Consider the following 14,983-nt stretch of genomic DNA (forward strand, 5'->3'; position numbering starts at 1 on the left):
AAAATTTTACTGTACAACATGAAAGAGTAAAATATCCGTACCATTCAGTGCATATTATTTTTTTAATAAAGTTGTGGCATATTTTGTATCTTTAAATAACCATTTTAAAAGACTATCTGGTAAATAACTATGGCAGAAGAACTGTATTTCATCAAAACCAATCCAACTGTTGCCAAAATTAATTTGTACAATAAGCTCAGCCGTGAAGAAGAGAATATTCTGAAACACCTACCTTCCGATGCAGTACATACCCTTGAGAATATTAAAAACAAAGTAAAAGATTCTGTTGAAGAACTTACTCAGGAGGAACTCTTACTTATTTTTCAATGGTTTACCAAAGTTTATTCCTCGGATCACGAAGAAGCCAAAACACAGCTTTTCATTAATGGTATTGATCTTTTTTATGAAATTCCGACAACTGTTCATGCGGAAAATTTTCTTCAGATTCTTTCTGATTACGAAAAACTCCTGAAGCAGGATATGAATTATATTGTGGATTCCAGGAATTTTAATCAGTTCCTGATCTATGGGATCTTTCTCACAGAAATCCTCAATAAAGAACAGCATCAGGATAATATACTTTGTGAATATCTGAAACCGGATAATCAATCTTTATACCTGCTTGCAGAAGACCAATGCAGCCTGAAGGAATTTGATGGTAAAATCATCCCTGATCTTCAGCATCATTTTACTGATCTGTATGATCTTACCCGGTTTTATAAAGGTCCTATCATCAAACTGGAACAACAATAAAAGAGGCTTTTCAGACCTCTTTCAGCATTTCAGGATTTTTTATGAGATAATCTAATGCTTCTTTTACAGCCTTTTCAGGGCCTTTAGGATTGAATCCTAACTCATTCCGGGATTTAGAAATATCAAAATCCTGCTGTAATCCTGAAAACATGGCAATATCTTTTCGGGTAAGGACCGGTGGCTTACCGCTCAGCCTGGCTGTAAATTCCATAAGGGCAGCAATGGCAAACAGGACTCCCTTAGGTACGGAACGTGGAACTTCCAGCTTCAGTTCCGGATAAAGTCTGTTGGCCAGAATTGTCGTATCAGTAATAGTCATACATTTTTCATTGGCGAGAATATAACGTTCACCAGAACGTCCTTTTTCAGCAGCCAGATAGCATCCTTCTGCAACATCTTTCACATCTATCCAGTTCAGTGTAATTCTGGTATCTACAGGAATTTTTTTGTTCAGGATAAGCTTCAGTATTCCATAAGAAACATTTAACGGTAAAAATGCTTCACTGCCAATCATGGCAGATGGCATTACAGAAACCAGCTCTATACCCATTTTTGCAGCCAGCTCAAAGGCTAACTTTTCACCATCATTCTTGGAATTATAATACATATCCCTGCGGTCAGAATTATAACCATTACTTTCTCTGGTAGGGAGATGGGTATAATCGAGCGCCGCAATAGAACTTACATACACTATTCTTTTCACCCCCGCTTCTGCAGCTGCTTCGATGGTATTGCGGGTACCTCGCATATTTACATCATAGATTTCCTTTTTAGGATCTTTAGCCCATAATTTAAAAGCAGCCCCTACCGAATAAAAGGTTTCCACTCCCTGCAGAGCTTTTACAAAAGAAGCTTTATCTGTTATATCAGCCTGAACCAATTCACAGTTCAGCCCTTCGAAAGGTTTTCTGTTGTTGATATTCCTTACGGCAGCCCGTACCGGCACTCCCTGTTTCAATAAAAATCTGACTAAATTATTTCCAAGATGTCCGTTTGCCCCGGAAACAAGGCTTACATTATTCTTTGTCATTGCATTCATTTTAATGGAGCAAAGTTCACCTTCTCTTTACCGGAACCACTTGACTTTTGTTAGTTAATTATTTTTTTCCGGATCCTGCTGAGACTTTCCGCCTTCATTCCTAAAAATGAAGCAATATACTGTACAGGAACATTCTGAATAATTTCCGGATAATCTTTCATAAGTTTGAGATAGCGCTGCTCAGCATTTAGGACTGACAGTTCTCTGGAACGGTTCTCATTATAGGCTATCGACTGCTGAAAAACCGAAATACTGAAGTCTTTCATTGCCTGGCTTTCTCTGATCAGAGCATCCAGGTTATCTTTTGAAATTCTGAGAAGTTCAGAATCTGTGATACTTTCCACATTATTTTCGGAGACAGTACCATTAATAAAATCCTGATAGGAAGTAAAAAATCCCGGAGGGCAGTTGATATGGGTCGTTACTTCATTTCCATTACGATCAGTATAAAAAATACGGAGATACCCTGACACAATATAATAGAGATAACAAGGAACTTTACCCGCTTCTTCTACTATGGTATTTTTTGAAAATGTGACAGGCTCAAAATATTGTCTGACCGCTTCTGCCTCTTCCTGGGTAAACTTATGTCCTGAGCGGATATATTGTAAAAGCTTGTCGTGCATTGAAAATAAATATCTGTTGAGTCAAATACAAAAATACCAAAATAAAACCTCAATATCTGATGAACAGTAAAAAGATTCTTCACCACCAGATGTAATAGCTCCGCCAGAATAATTGTCTTGTATAAAAAGCTAAAATATGAATCGGAAGATTACTATTCTTTTAAGCCTTATTTCTTCATCTTTTATTTTTGCACAGAGTGTTGAAGGGGTGATCACAGACAAAGACAATAAGCCGGCGACGGAAACTGAAGTACTGATTACTAAAAACGAGGTGAAGTTTTCAGCCATCACAGACGATAAAGGGATGTTTAAAATTCCATTGAAAGAAGACGGAGAATATTTATTTGAAGTCATAAAAGACGGGGTAAAAACCAATAGTGAAAAAATTACAGTCAAGGGAACGCACAGAAAAGATCTGCAAATCAAGGAAGCACCGGTTGCCGAACAGAAAATAGAAGGGGTAACCGTTACTGCAAAGAAAAAATTATTCGAAAGAAAAGTAGACCGTCTGGTCTTTAATGTTGAAAATTCTGTCGCCTCACAGGGCATTGATGCCATAGAAGCACTTGCCAAAACACCAATGGTAAAAACCAGTGATGATGCGATAAGCATTGCCGGAAAAAGTAATGTTGCTGTTATGATCAATGACAGACTGCTGAATCTTAATGGCCAGGAGCTTATCAATTATCTGAAAACATTACGATCTGATGATATTCTTAAAATTGAAGTCATCACCACTCCACCCGCAAAATATGATGCAGAAGGAAAAAGCGGACTGATCAACATTATTCTCAAGAAGAACGCCAATCTGGGCTGGAACGGATCTATCCAGACTTCAGGTAATTATTTCTGGGGCAGGCCCACGGTATCGGCAAGAAGTGGGGCTACTTTTAATTATCAGGGAGAAAAACTGTCTCTGAGTACCAACCTTTCCGTGGGGGATAATTACTGGTATTACACCACATATAATTATCTTTCTGCCAACAGCAGTAATGATTACTGGAACCGGGATACTCAAAACCTTAATAACTACAAATATAAAGGAGGAAATGCAAAGGCAGAATACAGGATCAATGACAAAAATCTTATCGGAATCAATTATAACTACTCCCACAGTAATCCATTGGAACAGGGAGAAAGCCAATCTGCAAGGTTCAATGATGAAGGATTGCTGAATATCCTTTCCAATTTCAGGAACCGGAACAGCAGAGATGTTCATAACGCTACAGCATTTTATGAAACAAAACTGGACAGTGCTGGAGGTAAACTAAACATTACGGCCAATCTGATGCTTAATAATTCCAATGCCAGAAATTTTTCCAATACCATTACTTCTGAAACGATTTCTACAATGGCCAATCCCATCAGTAAATACCGGATTTATTCAGGGCAGGCTGATCTTGAAAAAACTTTTGCTAAAATCAAGACAGAATCCGGTATAAAATATACTAAGATCAAAAATGATTCTGAATTTAATTTCTTCAATATCAACAACGGGCAGTATGACCTGAACACGGGCAGAACCAATACGTTCTTTTATAATGAAGAGAACTATGCCGTTTACTTTTCTACCAATTTTAAAATCAGTGAAAAATGGGACGCAAAGGCCGGGCTCCGTTATGAATACACCACATTGGAGGGGATTTCCATGAATGATGATACTTCTGCAAAGATCAATTATGGAAAATTTTTTCCTACTGCTTACATCAGTTATAAGCCCAATGAAAACCATTCATTCTCTCTCAACTACTCACGAAGAATTTCACGTCCGTACTTTGGTAACCTGAATCCGTTCAAATATTATACTTCCGAGTATGAATACAGCACAGGTAACCCTTATCTTTTACCATCGTTTTCAGATAATTTTGAATTTGGATATGTGCTGAACAATAATCTTAATATCACCCTATATTACAATTACAATAAGGACAACTGGGACAGGATCCAAATGGTAGATGGTGATTACAGATATACAGTGGCCAAAAACTTCTACAATGAAGATCAGGCGGGTATCAATATCAGCTATAACTACAACAAGCTGAAATGGCTGGAATCTACGGTATTTGTAAACGGATATTATACGAAATCCAAATCTTATGATCCCCAGATTCTGCCGGCTCCTGCCGGATACAGTGCCAATCTTAATATCGACAACAGCTTTTTCCTTAATAAAGAAAAAACAGTCACTTTTATGTTGGGACTCTGGGGCAGTCTTCCTAACAGGGTTGGAAATTCATATTATTACAACAGTTCTTCATTGTATACGGGTATGAAACTGGCATTTATGGAAAAAAAACTGCTGGTTAACCTCTATCTTAACGATATTCTGAATAGCAACCGTGAAAAAGGAATAGAATATTACCCTTCTTATAATATCGATTTTCAGTACAAAGGAATTACCAGAAATGTTCACCTTTCTCTTACTTATAAATTTGGGAACAATAATGTGAAAGGAGCTACCAAGCAGGTAAAATTTGAAGAATCAAACCGGGCAGGTGGCAGCAACTAAGCCCTGTAGATCTATTACCAAAACAGGATAAAAACGATAACACTGCCGGCAGTTTCCTTAAGATCTGGATATGCCGGCTTTTTATTTACCGGCTATCAAAGGCCTCACTTTTATAAAGTAATACAATATTCCTCCGGTATAATAAGCAAGTGCATCGGAAAAATCTCCTGTAAAATCTCCGGATAGCCTAGGGCAAAGCACTTCAAACAGAAGAGAAAGATAAAGTACTGAAGTCAGTACAAATTTCAGGTCACATTTCCAGTGATACCCTAAAACAGTATTCATGATGTACTCTATCAGGTAGCAATACATGGGAACGGTAATACCATCTGTAAAATAATCATTGATAACAGGAATAAAGATTCCGTTTCGCCTCAGCAGAATAATGATTCCCCAGGCAATCAGACCCAGCAGAAACCAGTATGAAATTCTTTTTTCCATTACATATGCAGTACTGCCATGATAATCCCAAGAAGGACCTGCAGTATTTTTGATATAACTTCCTGTGGATCTGTTCTATTCTCTTTTCCAGTATTTTCTGCTGATTCGTAATCGAATTTTTGTTTACCTTCCATTTTGATAAGATTTATGGTACAAATATATTAAATTAGAACATTTGCTCTAATTTTAAAAATATGATTTATATCCACTCTTATATTCTTATCTTTGAACTATGAAGACCAAGGATAAGATTCTGTCCAAAGCACTGGAATTATTTAATGATAAAGGGTATAATAATATTACCACCAGGCATATTGCAGCTGAGCTCAGTATCAGTGCAGGGAATCTGCATTATCATTTCAGGCATTCCGAAGACATTATTAAAATTCTTTTCTCAGAGCTTACCCTGAAAATGGATGAACTTCTGAATCAGATGAAAAAAAAGGAACATAAAACCCTGGAAGATCTTTTTCAGTTTACGTTTTCTACTTCTGAAATTTTTTATTCCTACCGTTTTATATTCATCAGTTTTATAGATATCCTGAATCAAATTCCTGAAATAGAATCTAGATATAAAGGCATTAATTTCAACAGAAAAGAAGAGTTTCAATTGATATTTTCAGATCTCCAGAAGAGCAATATTTTTAAGAAAGATATTCCTCATTTTGTTGTAGACTGCCTTACAGAACAGATTTTTATTATTGCAGACAACTGGCTGACCCACAACAGGCTTGTTCTAAAACTCAGCTCCCAGGAAGCAATACAGCATTATACACTTCTTCAGATGAATCTTTTTTATCCACTTCTCAATAAAGAACAGCAAAAACTTTATGAACAACAATATATCCGATAACCAAAATATTACGATCAGAAAAGGGAACGAGACTGATCTTCCGGAAATGTTGAGTTTGTTCAAAACGAGCATAGATGAAGTCTGCAAAAAAGACTATGACCAGCATCAACTCGAAGCATGGAAATCCGGAGCAGACAACAAAGAAAGATGGATAAAAGTGATCAGAGATCAGTATGTTTTGGTTGCAGTATCCGGAAATCAGATCGCAGGTTTCTGTACTCTTGATCAGGGAAATTATATAGACATGCTCTTTGTACATAAAGATTACCAGCAAAAAGGAATAGCCTCAATCCTTTACAATGAAGTTGAAAAAGAAGTACGATTGCATCATCAAATGCAGATAACAGCTGATGTAAGCAAGACCGCAAGACCGTTTTTCGAGAGAATTGGCTTTCATGTGATTCAGGAACAAGAGGTCAATATCAAAGGAATTGCTTTAACCAATTATAAAATGGCAAAAAATCTTTCTTAACTTTTGAATGAGGGAATTACAACCGGTATATAACGTGATCAGAATTTCAGTTCCAAAGGAATTCGAAAACGTACTTTTATGATTGAAAGCTGTTCTGAAAATCCGGACTGCCACCTAAAGTCCAAAGACCCCGTTTCGTTTTCTTACAATTTTTGAAAAGCACATCCCTCTACTTTTGTCTCGTTAATCTAAATCATCAAAACAATGAGACACTTAATTATTTACACGCACCCCAACGAAAACAGTTTAAATCATCATCTTATGAACACGGTGGTTGAAACACTCCGGTCCCGTAATCAGGAGATCGTGGTAAGAGATCTTTATCAAATCGGTTTTAATCCTGTCCTTTCCCTGAATGATATGCAGGGACAGCGCATGGGAAAAGTATCGGATGATGTAAAGACAGAACAGGACCATATTTCATGGGCCGAGCAGATCACTTTCATTTATCCTATCTGGTGGACAGGACTTCCCGCTGTAATGAAAGGCTATGTAGACCGTGTTTTCAGTTATGGCTTTGCATACCGTTATGATCAGGGGATACAAAAGGGACTTCTGAAAGGTAAAAAAACAGTCATTATCAATACTCATGGGAAATCATCTGAAGAATATGAGCGTACAGGAATGGATAAAGCCCTTTCCCTGACTTCTGATCATGGAATTTTCATCTATTCCGGGCTGGAAATCATAAGACATTTATTTTTTGACAAAGCAGATAAAGCCTCTTCTGAGGATCTTGACATATGGAGAGACCAGATTAAAAATCTATATTCAGAGCAGGTACTTAATTATTAATTTTTTATAAACATGCATTGGAAACAGGGCATAAGTCCTGTCTTATTGACCTTATACAAGCAACTCAGGAAAATAATAAAATACAGTTTTTTACATCCTGATCTTCTATTTTATTGTTAACCAATTTGTGGCATGAAATTAGCTTCAGAAATCGCAAGTAAAATTGTTTTGAACCATTATTTTAAGCCATTAAGACTGATGGATGGTTAAGTTTTTTTTAAAACAAATCTTGTTATAACCCTGCAATGCGTCTTAATGGTTTAAATATTGGATTTACAGCAAATTTCTGTATATTGGCATCACAATGAAACATCTGAACAGTATATTACGTCTTCCATTCTTCAGTGAATATTACACTCCGGGCTATCGTTCGGGAAGACTTTCTATATCTGTAATCCAATAATAATCTAACTTATAATATATAGAGCCCGGACAGTACCTGTCCGGGCTTTTTCATTTTAAAACTATTCAACATGATTGATTCATTACAAGAAAATGTGGCCATCATCCTGCCTGAAAACGGCCTCGAAGAAAAACTTAATCAGGCAAAAAAAGAAAACAGAAAACTATCTGTCAAACTGGGATTTGATCCTACCGCTCCGGATCTTCATCTGGGACATGCAGTGGTATTGAAAAAACTGAAGCAGTTTCAGGATCTGGGGCATCAGATTATCATCGTTGTCGGAAGTTTTACGGCAAGAATTGGTGATCCTACCGGAAAAAATAAAGCAAGAAAACCTTTGAGTACGGAAGATGTAAAGCATAATGCACAGACTTACATCAATCAGCTTTCCAAAATAATTGATGTTAAGAAGACAAAGATTGTATTCAATTCCGAATGGCTGGACGCACTTGATTTTTCTGAGGTGATCCAACTGCTTTCAAAGGTTACTGTTGCCCAATTGATGCAGCGTAATGATTTTAATAAAAGGTTCACAGAGAATACTTCTATAGCTATGCATGAACTGGTGTATCCTATTCTTCAGGGTTTTGATTCAGTAAAAATAAAATGTGATATTGAGATGGGAGGTACAGATCAACTTTTCAACTGTACTATGGGAAGACAGCTTCAGGAAGTTCACCGGATGCCTGCCCAGATTATAATGTGTATGCCATTGCTAAGAGGCCTTGACGGAAAAGAAAAAATGAGTAAATCTCTGAACAATATTATCGGACTTACGGACGAACCTAATGAAATGTTTGGTAAAACTATGTCTATTCCGGATGTCTTAATTGAGGAATTCATCAACCTGATCACCGATTTCTCCATGGAGGAAAAGGTAACTCTTGTTTCCAGAATGACAGAAGGTGAAAATCCAATGAATATCAAAAAATTGATTGCGAAGAATATCGTTACACAATACCACGATAAAACTGCGGCAGAACAGGCGGAACAATTCTTTATCAGTCAATTTCAGAATAAAAATTTTGAAGAGAAAATATATCAGCCTGTTACAATTGATTCCCTGGCAAGTACAGACAGCAGGATTTCTATTGTTGAACTTTGTCATCATCTCAAAAATGACCTCAGCAAGTCTGCTATCCGGAGACTGATTCTGAGCGGGGGAATTCAGATCAATAATACTAAAATAACAGACCTTAATGAAGAAATGGAAATGATCCCCGGAACAAAAATAAAAGTCGGGAGAAGAGGCTTTTTTGAGTTGATATAAGGATGGAAGCCAGAAGAGGGAAGAGGGAGATTTTTTAGGACGGGGAACTTATGAATATTTTGATTGAGATATTTTTGAAAGTATTTATTGAATTAAAAAATACAAAGATTCTTTACAACATAAAAAGTAACTTCCAGCTTCCTTTTTTCCCCTTCCATTCTTCAGCTTATTTCAATATCTTCGTCATGTTAAAAACTATTTCCAATGAGCTACATCATGGTTGATATAGAATCGGACGGACCGATTCCGGGTGATTTTTCAATGGTCTGTTTCGGGGCAGTACTCGTCAATGAAGAGCTGGACACTACCTTTTATGGAAAACTGAAACCGATTTCTGAACAATTCAATCCGGAGGCCTTAGCAGTTTCTGGGTTCAGCAGAGAAGAAACGATGAGTTTCGATGATCCTGAAAAAGTAATGCTTGCCTTCGAAGAATGGATTAAAACGAATTCCAAAGGCAGACCTATTTTTATCAGTGATAATAATGGTTTCGACTGGATGTTCATCTGCTGGTATTTTCATCATTTTATCAGACGAAACCCTTTTGGCTTTTCATCCAGAAGGCTTTCTGATCTTTACTGCGGATTGGAAAAGGATACTTTTGCCCAATGGAAACATCTTCGCAAGACTGAACACACCCATAATCCAGTAGATGATGCCAGAGGAAATGCTGAGGTTTTGCTGTATATGAAAGAAGAAATGGGACTGAAAATTGCATTAAAATAAAAACACTTTTTAACTATGATTCCTGACCTGCGTTACAAAAAAGCTGATGAAACGGATCTTGATTTTCTTCTGGCTCTCAGAATGAAAACCATGAATCCCCACTATGAAACTTCCGGACTTTCTACTGACAGGGAAACAACCCTGCAAAGAGTTCTTCATGAGTTTGATAAAGCCCACATTATTCTTTTAGACAATCACCCCATAGGACTGTTAAAAATAGACAGAACATTTACCAACATTGAAGTCCTGCAGCTTCAGATTGATCCCGGCCAGCAAGGTAAAGGGCTTGGAAAAAGGATTTTGTCTGATATCCTGGAGGAAGCTTCATTAGCAGGAAAAACGGTATCATTAAGTGTCTTAAAAACCAATAAGGCACAGCATCTTTACAGCAGCCTGGGCTTTAAAATTGTAGGAGAAGACAAGCATTCTTATTTTATGGAAACTGAAAGGCAATAATTGAAAATTGCATATTTAAGTTTTTGACTAAAGCCGTTGATTTTTCCTTTGATTAAACGGGCTAAAGTCCGTTTCTATTAATATAATAACAGCTTATTGATTGGCTATGGTCACATAGATCAGTCTCCCCCCTTCTTCTGCGGAAAGTAATATTTTTTTACCATCTGTGAGTTCTGCCATAGAACCTGGCGGAATTTCTTTCTGCTCTGTGATATCTTTCATTCCGGATAAGCTTTGGTTTACCAATACCCATTTTCCCTGGTGGAAGGTGAAATAGCCTACAGGCATTTTATCCTGCATGGTCAGATTTTCGTTTCTTATAATCTTTCTGGAAACATGCCATTTGAACAGATACTGATTATGATAGACCATCAATCTGTGATTTTCCGGTTTCCATACCTCATCATCAAATTTAAAATACAGATCCAGAACCGGTAATGTTCCCTGATGAGGTGTCCCGCAGAACGGGCATTTCGGATTGCTGGTATTGTCAAAGACATACCACTTTTCAGTACAGCCGGAATTATGGCAGGGCTGGATCAGGTCTACCGTTTTCAGTAAAGCGGTTTCCCATTCATTGGCTGTAGGACGTCTGATCGGGTCATGCAATCCTTCTATAAATGTTTTCCGGAACAATTCCGAAATATAAGGACCCGTAACCGTATAAGGAATTTTCTGAGGATCTCCCCAGAAAGCATCCCATTTTCTGAGATGATCCGCTTTTACCTGATTGGAAGGGTCTTTTGGATGTTCTACAAATAATGCTTTCTCTCCCATTGAGATGATTTCATCTTTTTCAGAATCCAGATCCCAAATTTTGTCTCCACGGAGAGGATGTCTTCTCAGCAGATACATATAAATCAACACTGCAAGGGCATGCAGATCTGTTTTTTGATTAGGCAAATGCCGGCCTGGGTCCTGAAGGCTTAAGTGTTTTGTCTTTAAAACTTCAGGGGCGATAAAATCTGCAGTTCCTATTACTTCCGGCGGAAACAATTTGGGAACAACAAGACCGTCAATATCAATAATACAGGCAGATTTTGTAACGGGATCTACCAGAATATTATTATAGGATAAATCTGAGTGTGCCAGCCCCATCTGATGCAGCTTTTTTACTCCTCTGCTGATATTGATCGCGATCTGAAAATAGCTCAGCCAATCTCCCAGTTCCGACTGGTCCAGTCTCAGGGGATACTGTTGATTTCTGAACATAGGAGCAGTAAACCACTTCCCCACTTTATCCTGTCCCTGGATATTATCCGAACCGATATATCCTTTGGCAAAATAAAATTTATGGTGATAAACAGGAACCACAATTCCTGTAAGATTATTTTTTTCAACAATATCGTAAGGCCATCGGAATATTTCGTTCAAAAAGTATTCGGAAGCATTTCCGTTCTGTATACTCTGCAGGTAGATAGAAACAATTCTCATGATCCTTTCTTTTTGTCCTTCATCCAGCGGATTCCGGTAGAAAGCGACTACATAGTCTTTATCAGGCGAAAAATAAACATCTTTCATCCCCCCCCGGATAGGGGTTTCATCTACATATTCATAGGATTTGGCTGTATCCAGGACAGAAACAACCTTAATGGTCTTTTTCATGGGTCTTAATAGATTATTGCCAATGTACGGTCATCATGATTTCCTCTGCTCCAGAAATCGCTCCAGATTAAAAGTTCTTCATCAATTTTTTCATCATTGATAAAGTCTGTTTTTGTACGGTCATCATTATTTCCGGCCAGGTCTTCAAAAAACGTTTTCCAGCTATCGGTATCTTCCAGTTTATTTTCTGTTGCAAACTTAGCATCATAAATACCATCGGTCATCAATACAAGATAGGCAAAATCTTCTATACAGGTAATTCTGAAGCGGGAAGCTATTTGATCATTGAAAATTTCTTTCATCGTAATAAAGCGGGTACCACCGCCAAATTCACCTACATCCATCAGATTCAAAAGTTTCACTTCAGAAAAATCAGGATTGATAAGATTAATCGGGCAATCTCCTACTCCAAAACTAAGGATTACATACCCGAAACTAAACTTTTTAAGTAAAGTAAAAATCAGCGTGGCATGCAGATCACTTACAGAGAGAGCATTTTCTGATGCCGTTTTTTCCAACCTTTGATAAACATGTAAAACACTTTCTGATAAAATATTTTTGATATTCTGCTCAGCTTCCGATTGATTTTCATCAGAAGCCTGAACTGCATACAAATGGTTGATATACTCTTCAATCTTGTTGACAGTCTCCTGTGAGCTGAAAAATTCATTGATCGTTACCGTTGCCAGTCTTGAACCTTCCCTTGCCATTGCAGCCGAGCCCGCTCCATCTGAAACAGAAACAATATTCCAATCTGAAGGAAGTGTATGCACGGCAAAATCATCTTCCCGAAATTTCCCTTCATGGGCATGAGATCGCCCTCTTTTGGAAGCTACCACAATTTTTCTGTCTGAAAATGAGCCTTTGAATGCATCTTCTTCAGATTTATAAAAAGCAGCATTTTTATCGCTTGGAATATTTTTCCACAGGTCTTTCGGGTCCGCGTTTACAAACAGCTGTATTTTCTTTGTTTCAGCCTGCTTCTGATCATGAGTATGATAAAACTGAACTTCCAGATGATACATATTATTGATTACCGGAATTCCCGAAATTATATTATTTTCAAAACGAAGTCCTGTTTCTTCAAGACCATTGATATTCTGAATTTTTATGTTCGGAAAATCTTCCATGTCAAGATGAAATTCATAGAACTGCTTTGCACTGGCATTCTTTAATACCCAATGAGCATCTTTGAATTCCTCCTTTTCTTTATGGATAAGAGCTTGTTCCATCGTCTTTGGTTTAGATTCAGCATCTGATTTCCGAAAAAATTTACCCATCATCAGCCCAGAGTTCTGTTAATATCAAATCCTCCTCCGGAATATCCGTAGTAATCCGAAGTTCCACACCATGGGCATTTACTGTATCCTTCTCCTCTTAAACAGTGAATTCCTCCGCAGGAGCAGGTAGCCAATGCAATAGGATTGGCACAGTGAGGACATGAAGTGCCTCCATCCAGCTCTTCTATATTAATTTTAAGTTGGGTTTTCTGATTTGAAGAAAGCCTGTAATACGCTTTTTCGTCAATTTTATAGGCACCATCCAATCTGTAATATCTTGTAGCCATTCCCGGAATGCTGGATTCTGCAAATGTCTTTTTAAACTTCATCAGGTAAAGTTTTTCCGTTTCCTGACATTTCCCGTTCAGGACAACAAAATTATTATCCGGAAATCTCTGCTGCATTTCAGGATCTACTTTCTCCAGAATCTGAGCATCAATTTTAGACAGATTGATTCCTTCTTTTTTTGCTTCTGTTACACTCTGGCTGGTAGTTTTAATAGAATCTGTAACCCATTTGAAAAATTCTTTATAAGAATTCTCATCGGAATTATTGAACAGTAAAACATTCTCTGCCAGAGAACCGAGAAGTTTATAATTGGTATTTTCTCCTATAGATACAGCGATCGTATTGGATTTGCCATTGTATTTGGTATTCCATCTTTCAATGGCTTTGGTGGCATCATCAGTGGGCACTCCATCTGTAAAAAGGAAAACAATAGGTTTCCAATCACCTTTTCTTTCATAAGTGGTTTTGATAATATCCCTGTCTATACAATCCATTACCTTAATTAAGCCCTGTGAAAGTGATGTACCGCTCCCTATCGGAATTTTAGGCGGATAAAAGCTGATAATGTCCTGAAGCGGAGTAATTACTTCTGCTTCTCCCGCAAAACCTATCACCGAAATATAAACGGTTTCCAGTGAATACGGATCTTTTTTTAATTCTCTGATGATATTGGCGATACCTTCCTGTACCTGCTCAATAGGTTCTCCTACCATAGATTCGGAGATGTCCACTAAAAAATAAATAGGCAGTCTTCTCATGCTGTAAAGACAATTTTTTAAATAATAATATTAAGTTCCGATGGCGGCGGAGGTAATGTGATGTTTTCTCCTGTATTATGAGACTGCCCCCCTTGTGTAATGGAAGAACTCACCCATCTGAAAAAGGAAGAAAGGGTAATAGCATCGGTAGTATCAAGCTTTACCACATGATCCGTCAGTTCCTTCAAAAACTGTTCGTCTGCTTTCGGACCTGCTGCACATCCTACGATAGCCCCAAATTCCAGTCCTCTGATCACCGGGATCATCTGTCTGTATTTCTGAATATCCGACGGTTTACCATCTGTAAATATAAAAAGCAGAGGCTGCCAGTCTCCTTTTGTATCAGCAGATTCTTTTACAAGGTCTTTCTGCACCAATTCAGCAACCATTTCCAAAGCTGCTCCTGTGTGGGTAGGCCCACTATCCGGGCAGGTAATTTCCATTGGATAAAAACTTGCCAGATCTGTTAAGGGTATAATATTCTTAACCTCTCTATCAAAGGTAATGACACTTAAATGTAAGCTGTCCATCGCCTGCGGGTCTGCGCGAAGCATACTGATAAGGCCATTGAAACCATTGTTCAGTGCCTGAATAGGCTCTCCGTTCATAGACCCCGAAGTATCTAATAAAAAATAAGCTAATAATCTCCTGCTCATTATAGACAAGTATTAATTCTGAAGCCGGCGGAGGGAGTCGGAGACTTCCTAGC

Annotated in this window: 16 protein-coding genes; 8 read left to right on the plus strand and 8 right to left on the minus strand. The window is 37.8% G+C overall.

Going from position 1 to position 14,983, the window contains the following annotated elements:
• The first annotated feature begins 129 nt into the window (after positions 1-129).
• The gene (locus tag CRS_RS15555; RefSeq protein ID WP_142724933.1) at positions 130-753 is read left to right on the plus strand and encodes a hypothetical protein; all 624 of its coding nucleotides are present in this window, start codon (positions 130-132) and stop codon (positions 751-753) included.
• A 10-nt stretch (positions 754-763) separates the two neighbouring features.
• Here CRS_RS15555 and CRS_RS15560 read toward each other — a convergent pair whose 3' ends face one another.
• Together CRS_RS15560 and CRS_RS15565 are read right to left on the minus strand one after the other, a co-directional pair.
• Positions 764-1,783, minus strand: coding sequence for an NAD-dependent epimerase/dehydratase family protein (locus CRS_RS15560; RefSeq protein WP_142724934.1), 1,020 nt, complete (start codon positions 1,781-1,783; stop codon positions 764-766).
• A 59-nt stretch (positions 1,784-1,842) separates the two neighbouring features.
• The gene (locus CRS_RS15565; protein WP_142724935.1) at positions 1,843-2,418 is read right to left on the minus strand and encodes a Crp/Fnr family transcriptional regulator; all 576 of its coding nucleotides are present in this window, start codon (positions 2,416-2,418) and stop codon (positions 1,843-1,845) included.
• Positions 2,419-2,554: 136 nt separating this feature from the next.
• Here CRS_RS15565 and CRS_RS15570 point away from each other — a divergent pair, with 136 nt between their 5' ends.
• Positions 2,555-4,927, plus strand: coding sequence for an outer membrane beta-barrel family protein (locus tag CRS_RS15570; protein WP_142724936.1), 2,373 nt, complete (start codon positions 2,555-2,557; stop codon positions 4,925-4,927).
• Positions 4,928-5,008: 81 nt separating this feature from the next.
• On the opposite strand, the gene CRS_RS15575 is transcribed toward CRS_RS15570, so the two are convergent.
• Entirely contained in the window at positions 5,009-5,368 is a 360-nt protein-coding gene (locus CRS_RS15575; protein ID WP_142724937.1) for a hypothetical protein, read from the minus strand.
• Positions 5,368-5,502: a hypothetical protein gene (locus tag CRS_RS24765; protein WP_262711793.1), complete on the minus strand. Its 135-nt coding sequence runs from the start codon at positions 5,500-5,502 to the stop codon at positions 5,368-5,370. Before CRS_RS24765 ends, CRS_RS15575 begins: the two co-directional genes overlap by 1 nt.
• Positions 5,503-5,600: 98 nt before the next feature.
• On the opposite strand from CRS_RS24765, the gene CRS_RS15580 reads away from it, so the two are divergent.
• The 6 genes from CRS_RS15580 to CRS_RS15605 all read left to right on the plus strand — a co-directional run bounded on the left by CRS_RS15580 (position 5,601) and on the right by CRS_RS15605 (position 10,343).
• The gene (locus tag CRS_RS15580) at positions 5,601-6,221 is read left to right on the plus strand and encodes a TetR/AcrR family transcriptional regulator (RefSeq protein ID WP_142724938.1); all 621 of its coding nucleotides are present in this window, start codon (positions 5,601-5,603) and stop codon (positions 6,219-6,221) included.
• Positions 6,199-6,693, plus strand: coding sequence for a GNAT family N-acetyltransferase (locus CRS_RS15585; protein WP_142724939.1), 495 nt, complete (start codon positions 6,199-6,201; stop codon positions 6,691-6,693). Before CRS_RS15580 ends, CRS_RS15585 begins: the two co-directional genes overlap by 23 nt.
• 204 nt (positions 6,694-6,897) lie before the next feature.
• On the plus strand, positions 6,898-7,488 hold the full coding sequence (locus tag CRS_RS15590; protein ID WP_142724940.1) for an NAD(P)H-dependent oxidoreductase: 591 nt from the start codon (positions 6,898-6,900) through the stop codon (positions 7,486-7,488).
• A 473-nt stretch (positions 7,489-7,961) separates the two neighbouring features.
• Positions 7,962-9,161, plus strand: coding sequence for a tyrosine--tRNA ligase (gene tyrS / locus CRS_RS15595; RefSeq protein ID WP_142724941.1), 1,200 nt, complete (start codon positions 7,962-7,964; stop codon positions 9,159-9,161).
• A 204-nt stretch (positions 9,162-9,365) separates the two neighbouring features.
• Positions 9,366-9,887 carry a 3'-5' exoribonuclease domain-containing protein gene (locus tag CRS_RS15600; RefSeq protein WP_142724943.1) on the plus strand — a complete coding sequence of 174 codons (522 nt, stop codon included), beginning with the start codon at positions 9,366-9,368 and terminating at the stop codon, positions 9,885-9,887.
• Between the two features lie 15 nt (positions 9,888-9,902).
• Positions 9,903-10,343, plus strand: coding sequence for an N-acetyltransferase (locus CRS_RS15605; protein WP_142724944.1), 441 nt, complete (start codon positions 9,903-9,905; stop codon positions 10,341-10,343).
• Between the two features lie 93 nt (positions 10,344-10,436).
• Here CRS_RS15605 and CRS_RS15610 read toward each other — a convergent pair whose 3' ends face one another.
• The 4 genes from CRS_RS15610 to CRS_RS15625 are packed head-to-tail and all read right to left on the minus strand — an operon-like array spanning position 10,437 to position 14,930.
• Positions 10,437-11,948: a helix-hairpin-helix domain-containing protein gene (locus CRS_RS15610; protein ID WP_142724945.1), complete on the minus strand. Its 1,512-nt coding sequence runs from the start codon at positions 11,946-11,948 to the stop codon at positions 10,437-10,439.
• 5 nt (positions 11,949-11,953) lie between these two features.
• Positions 11,954-13,180 (minus strand): PP2C family serine/threonine-protein phosphatase, encoded by a 1,227-nt coding sequence (locus CRS_RS15615; RefSeq protein ID WP_172617092.1) that lies wholly within the window; start codon positions 13,178-13,180, stop codon positions 11,954-11,956.
• 50 nt (positions 13,181-13,230) lie between these two features.
• The gene (locus CRS_RS15620; RefSeq protein WP_142724947.1) at positions 13,231-14,274 is read right to left on the minus strand and encodes a TerY-C metal binding domain-containing protein; all 1,044 of its coding nucleotides are present in this window, start codon (positions 14,272-14,274) and stop codon (positions 13,231-13,233) included.
• Positions 14,275-14,291: 17 nt separating this feature from the next.
• A complete protein-coding gene (locus CRS_RS15625) occupies positions 14,292-14,930 on the minus strand; it encodes a VWA domain-containing protein (RefSeq protein ID WP_142724948.1) in 639 nt (212 codons plus the stop codon).
• Between the last annotated feature and the right edge of the window lie 53 nt (positions 14,931-14,983).

Origin of the sequence: Chryseobacterium sp. ON_d1, from assembly GCF_006829085.1 — a bacterium.
GTDB lineage: Bacteria > Bacteroidota > Bacteroidia > Flavobacteriales > Weeksellaceae > Chryseobacterium.

Bases quoted from the DNA above. Each gene is read 5' to 3' on its own strand.
- CRS_RS15555 (WP_142724933.1), top strand. From the start codon at position 130: ATGGCAGAAGAACTGTATTTCATCAAAACCAATCCAACTGTTGCCAAA.
- CRS_RS15560 (WP_142724934.1), bottom strand. From the start codon at position 1,783: ATGACAAAGAATAATGTAAGCCTTGTTTCCGGGGCAAACGGACATCTT.
- CRS_RS15565 (WP_142724935.1), bottom strand. From the start codon at position 2,418: ATGCACGACAAGCTTTTACAATATATCCGCTCAGGACATAAGTTTACC.
- CRS_RS15570 (WP_142724936.1), top strand. From the start codon at position 2,555: ATGAATCGGAAGATTACTATTCTTTTAAGCCTTATTTCTTCATCTTTT.
- CRS_RS15575 (WP_142724937.1), bottom strand. From the start codon at position 5,368: ATGGAAAAAAGAATTTCATACTGGTTTCTGCTGGGTCTGATTGCCTGG.
- CRS_RS24765 (WP_262711793.1), bottom strand. From the start codon at position 5,502: ATGGAAGGTAAACAAAAATTCGATTACGAATCAGCAGAAAATACTGGA.
- CRS_RS15580 (WP_142724938.1), top strand. From the start codon at position 5,601: ATGAAGACCAAGGATAAGATTCTGTCCAAAGCACTGGAATTATTTAAT.
- CRS_RS15585 (WP_142724939.1), top strand. From the start codon at position 6,199: ATGAACAACAATATATCCGATAACCAAAATATTACGATCAGAAAAGGG.
- CRS_RS15590 (WP_142724940.1), top strand. From the start codon at position 6,898: ATGAGACACTTAATTATTTACACGCACCCCAACGAAAACAGTTTAAAT.
- tyrS (WP_142724941.1), top strand. From the start codon at position 7,962: ATGATTGATTCATTACAAGAAAATGTGGCCATCATCCTGCCTGAAAAC.
- CRS_RS15600 (WP_142724943.1), top strand. From the start codon at position 9,366: ATGAGCTACATCATGGTTGATATAGAATCGGACGGACCGATTCCGGGT.
- CRS_RS15605 (WP_142724944.1), top strand. From the start codon at position 9,903: ATGATTCCTGACCTGCGTTACAAAAAAGCTGATGAAACGGATCTTGAT.
- CRS_RS15610 (WP_142724945.1), bottom strand. From the start codon at position 11,948: ATGAAAAAGACCATTAAGGTTGTTTCTGTCCTGGATACAGCCAAATCC.
- CRS_RS15615 (WP_172617092.1), bottom strand. From the start codon at position 13,180: ATGGAACAAGCTCTTATCCATAAAGAAAAGGAGGAATTCAAAGATGCT.
- CRS_RS15620 (WP_142724947.1), bottom strand. From the start codon at position 14,274: ATGAGAAGACTGCCTATTTATTTTTTAGTGGACATCTCCGAATCTATG.
- CRS_RS15625 (WP_142724948.1), bottom strand. From the start codon at position 14,930: ATGAGCAGGAGATTATTAGCTTATTTTTTATTAGATACTTCGGGGTCT.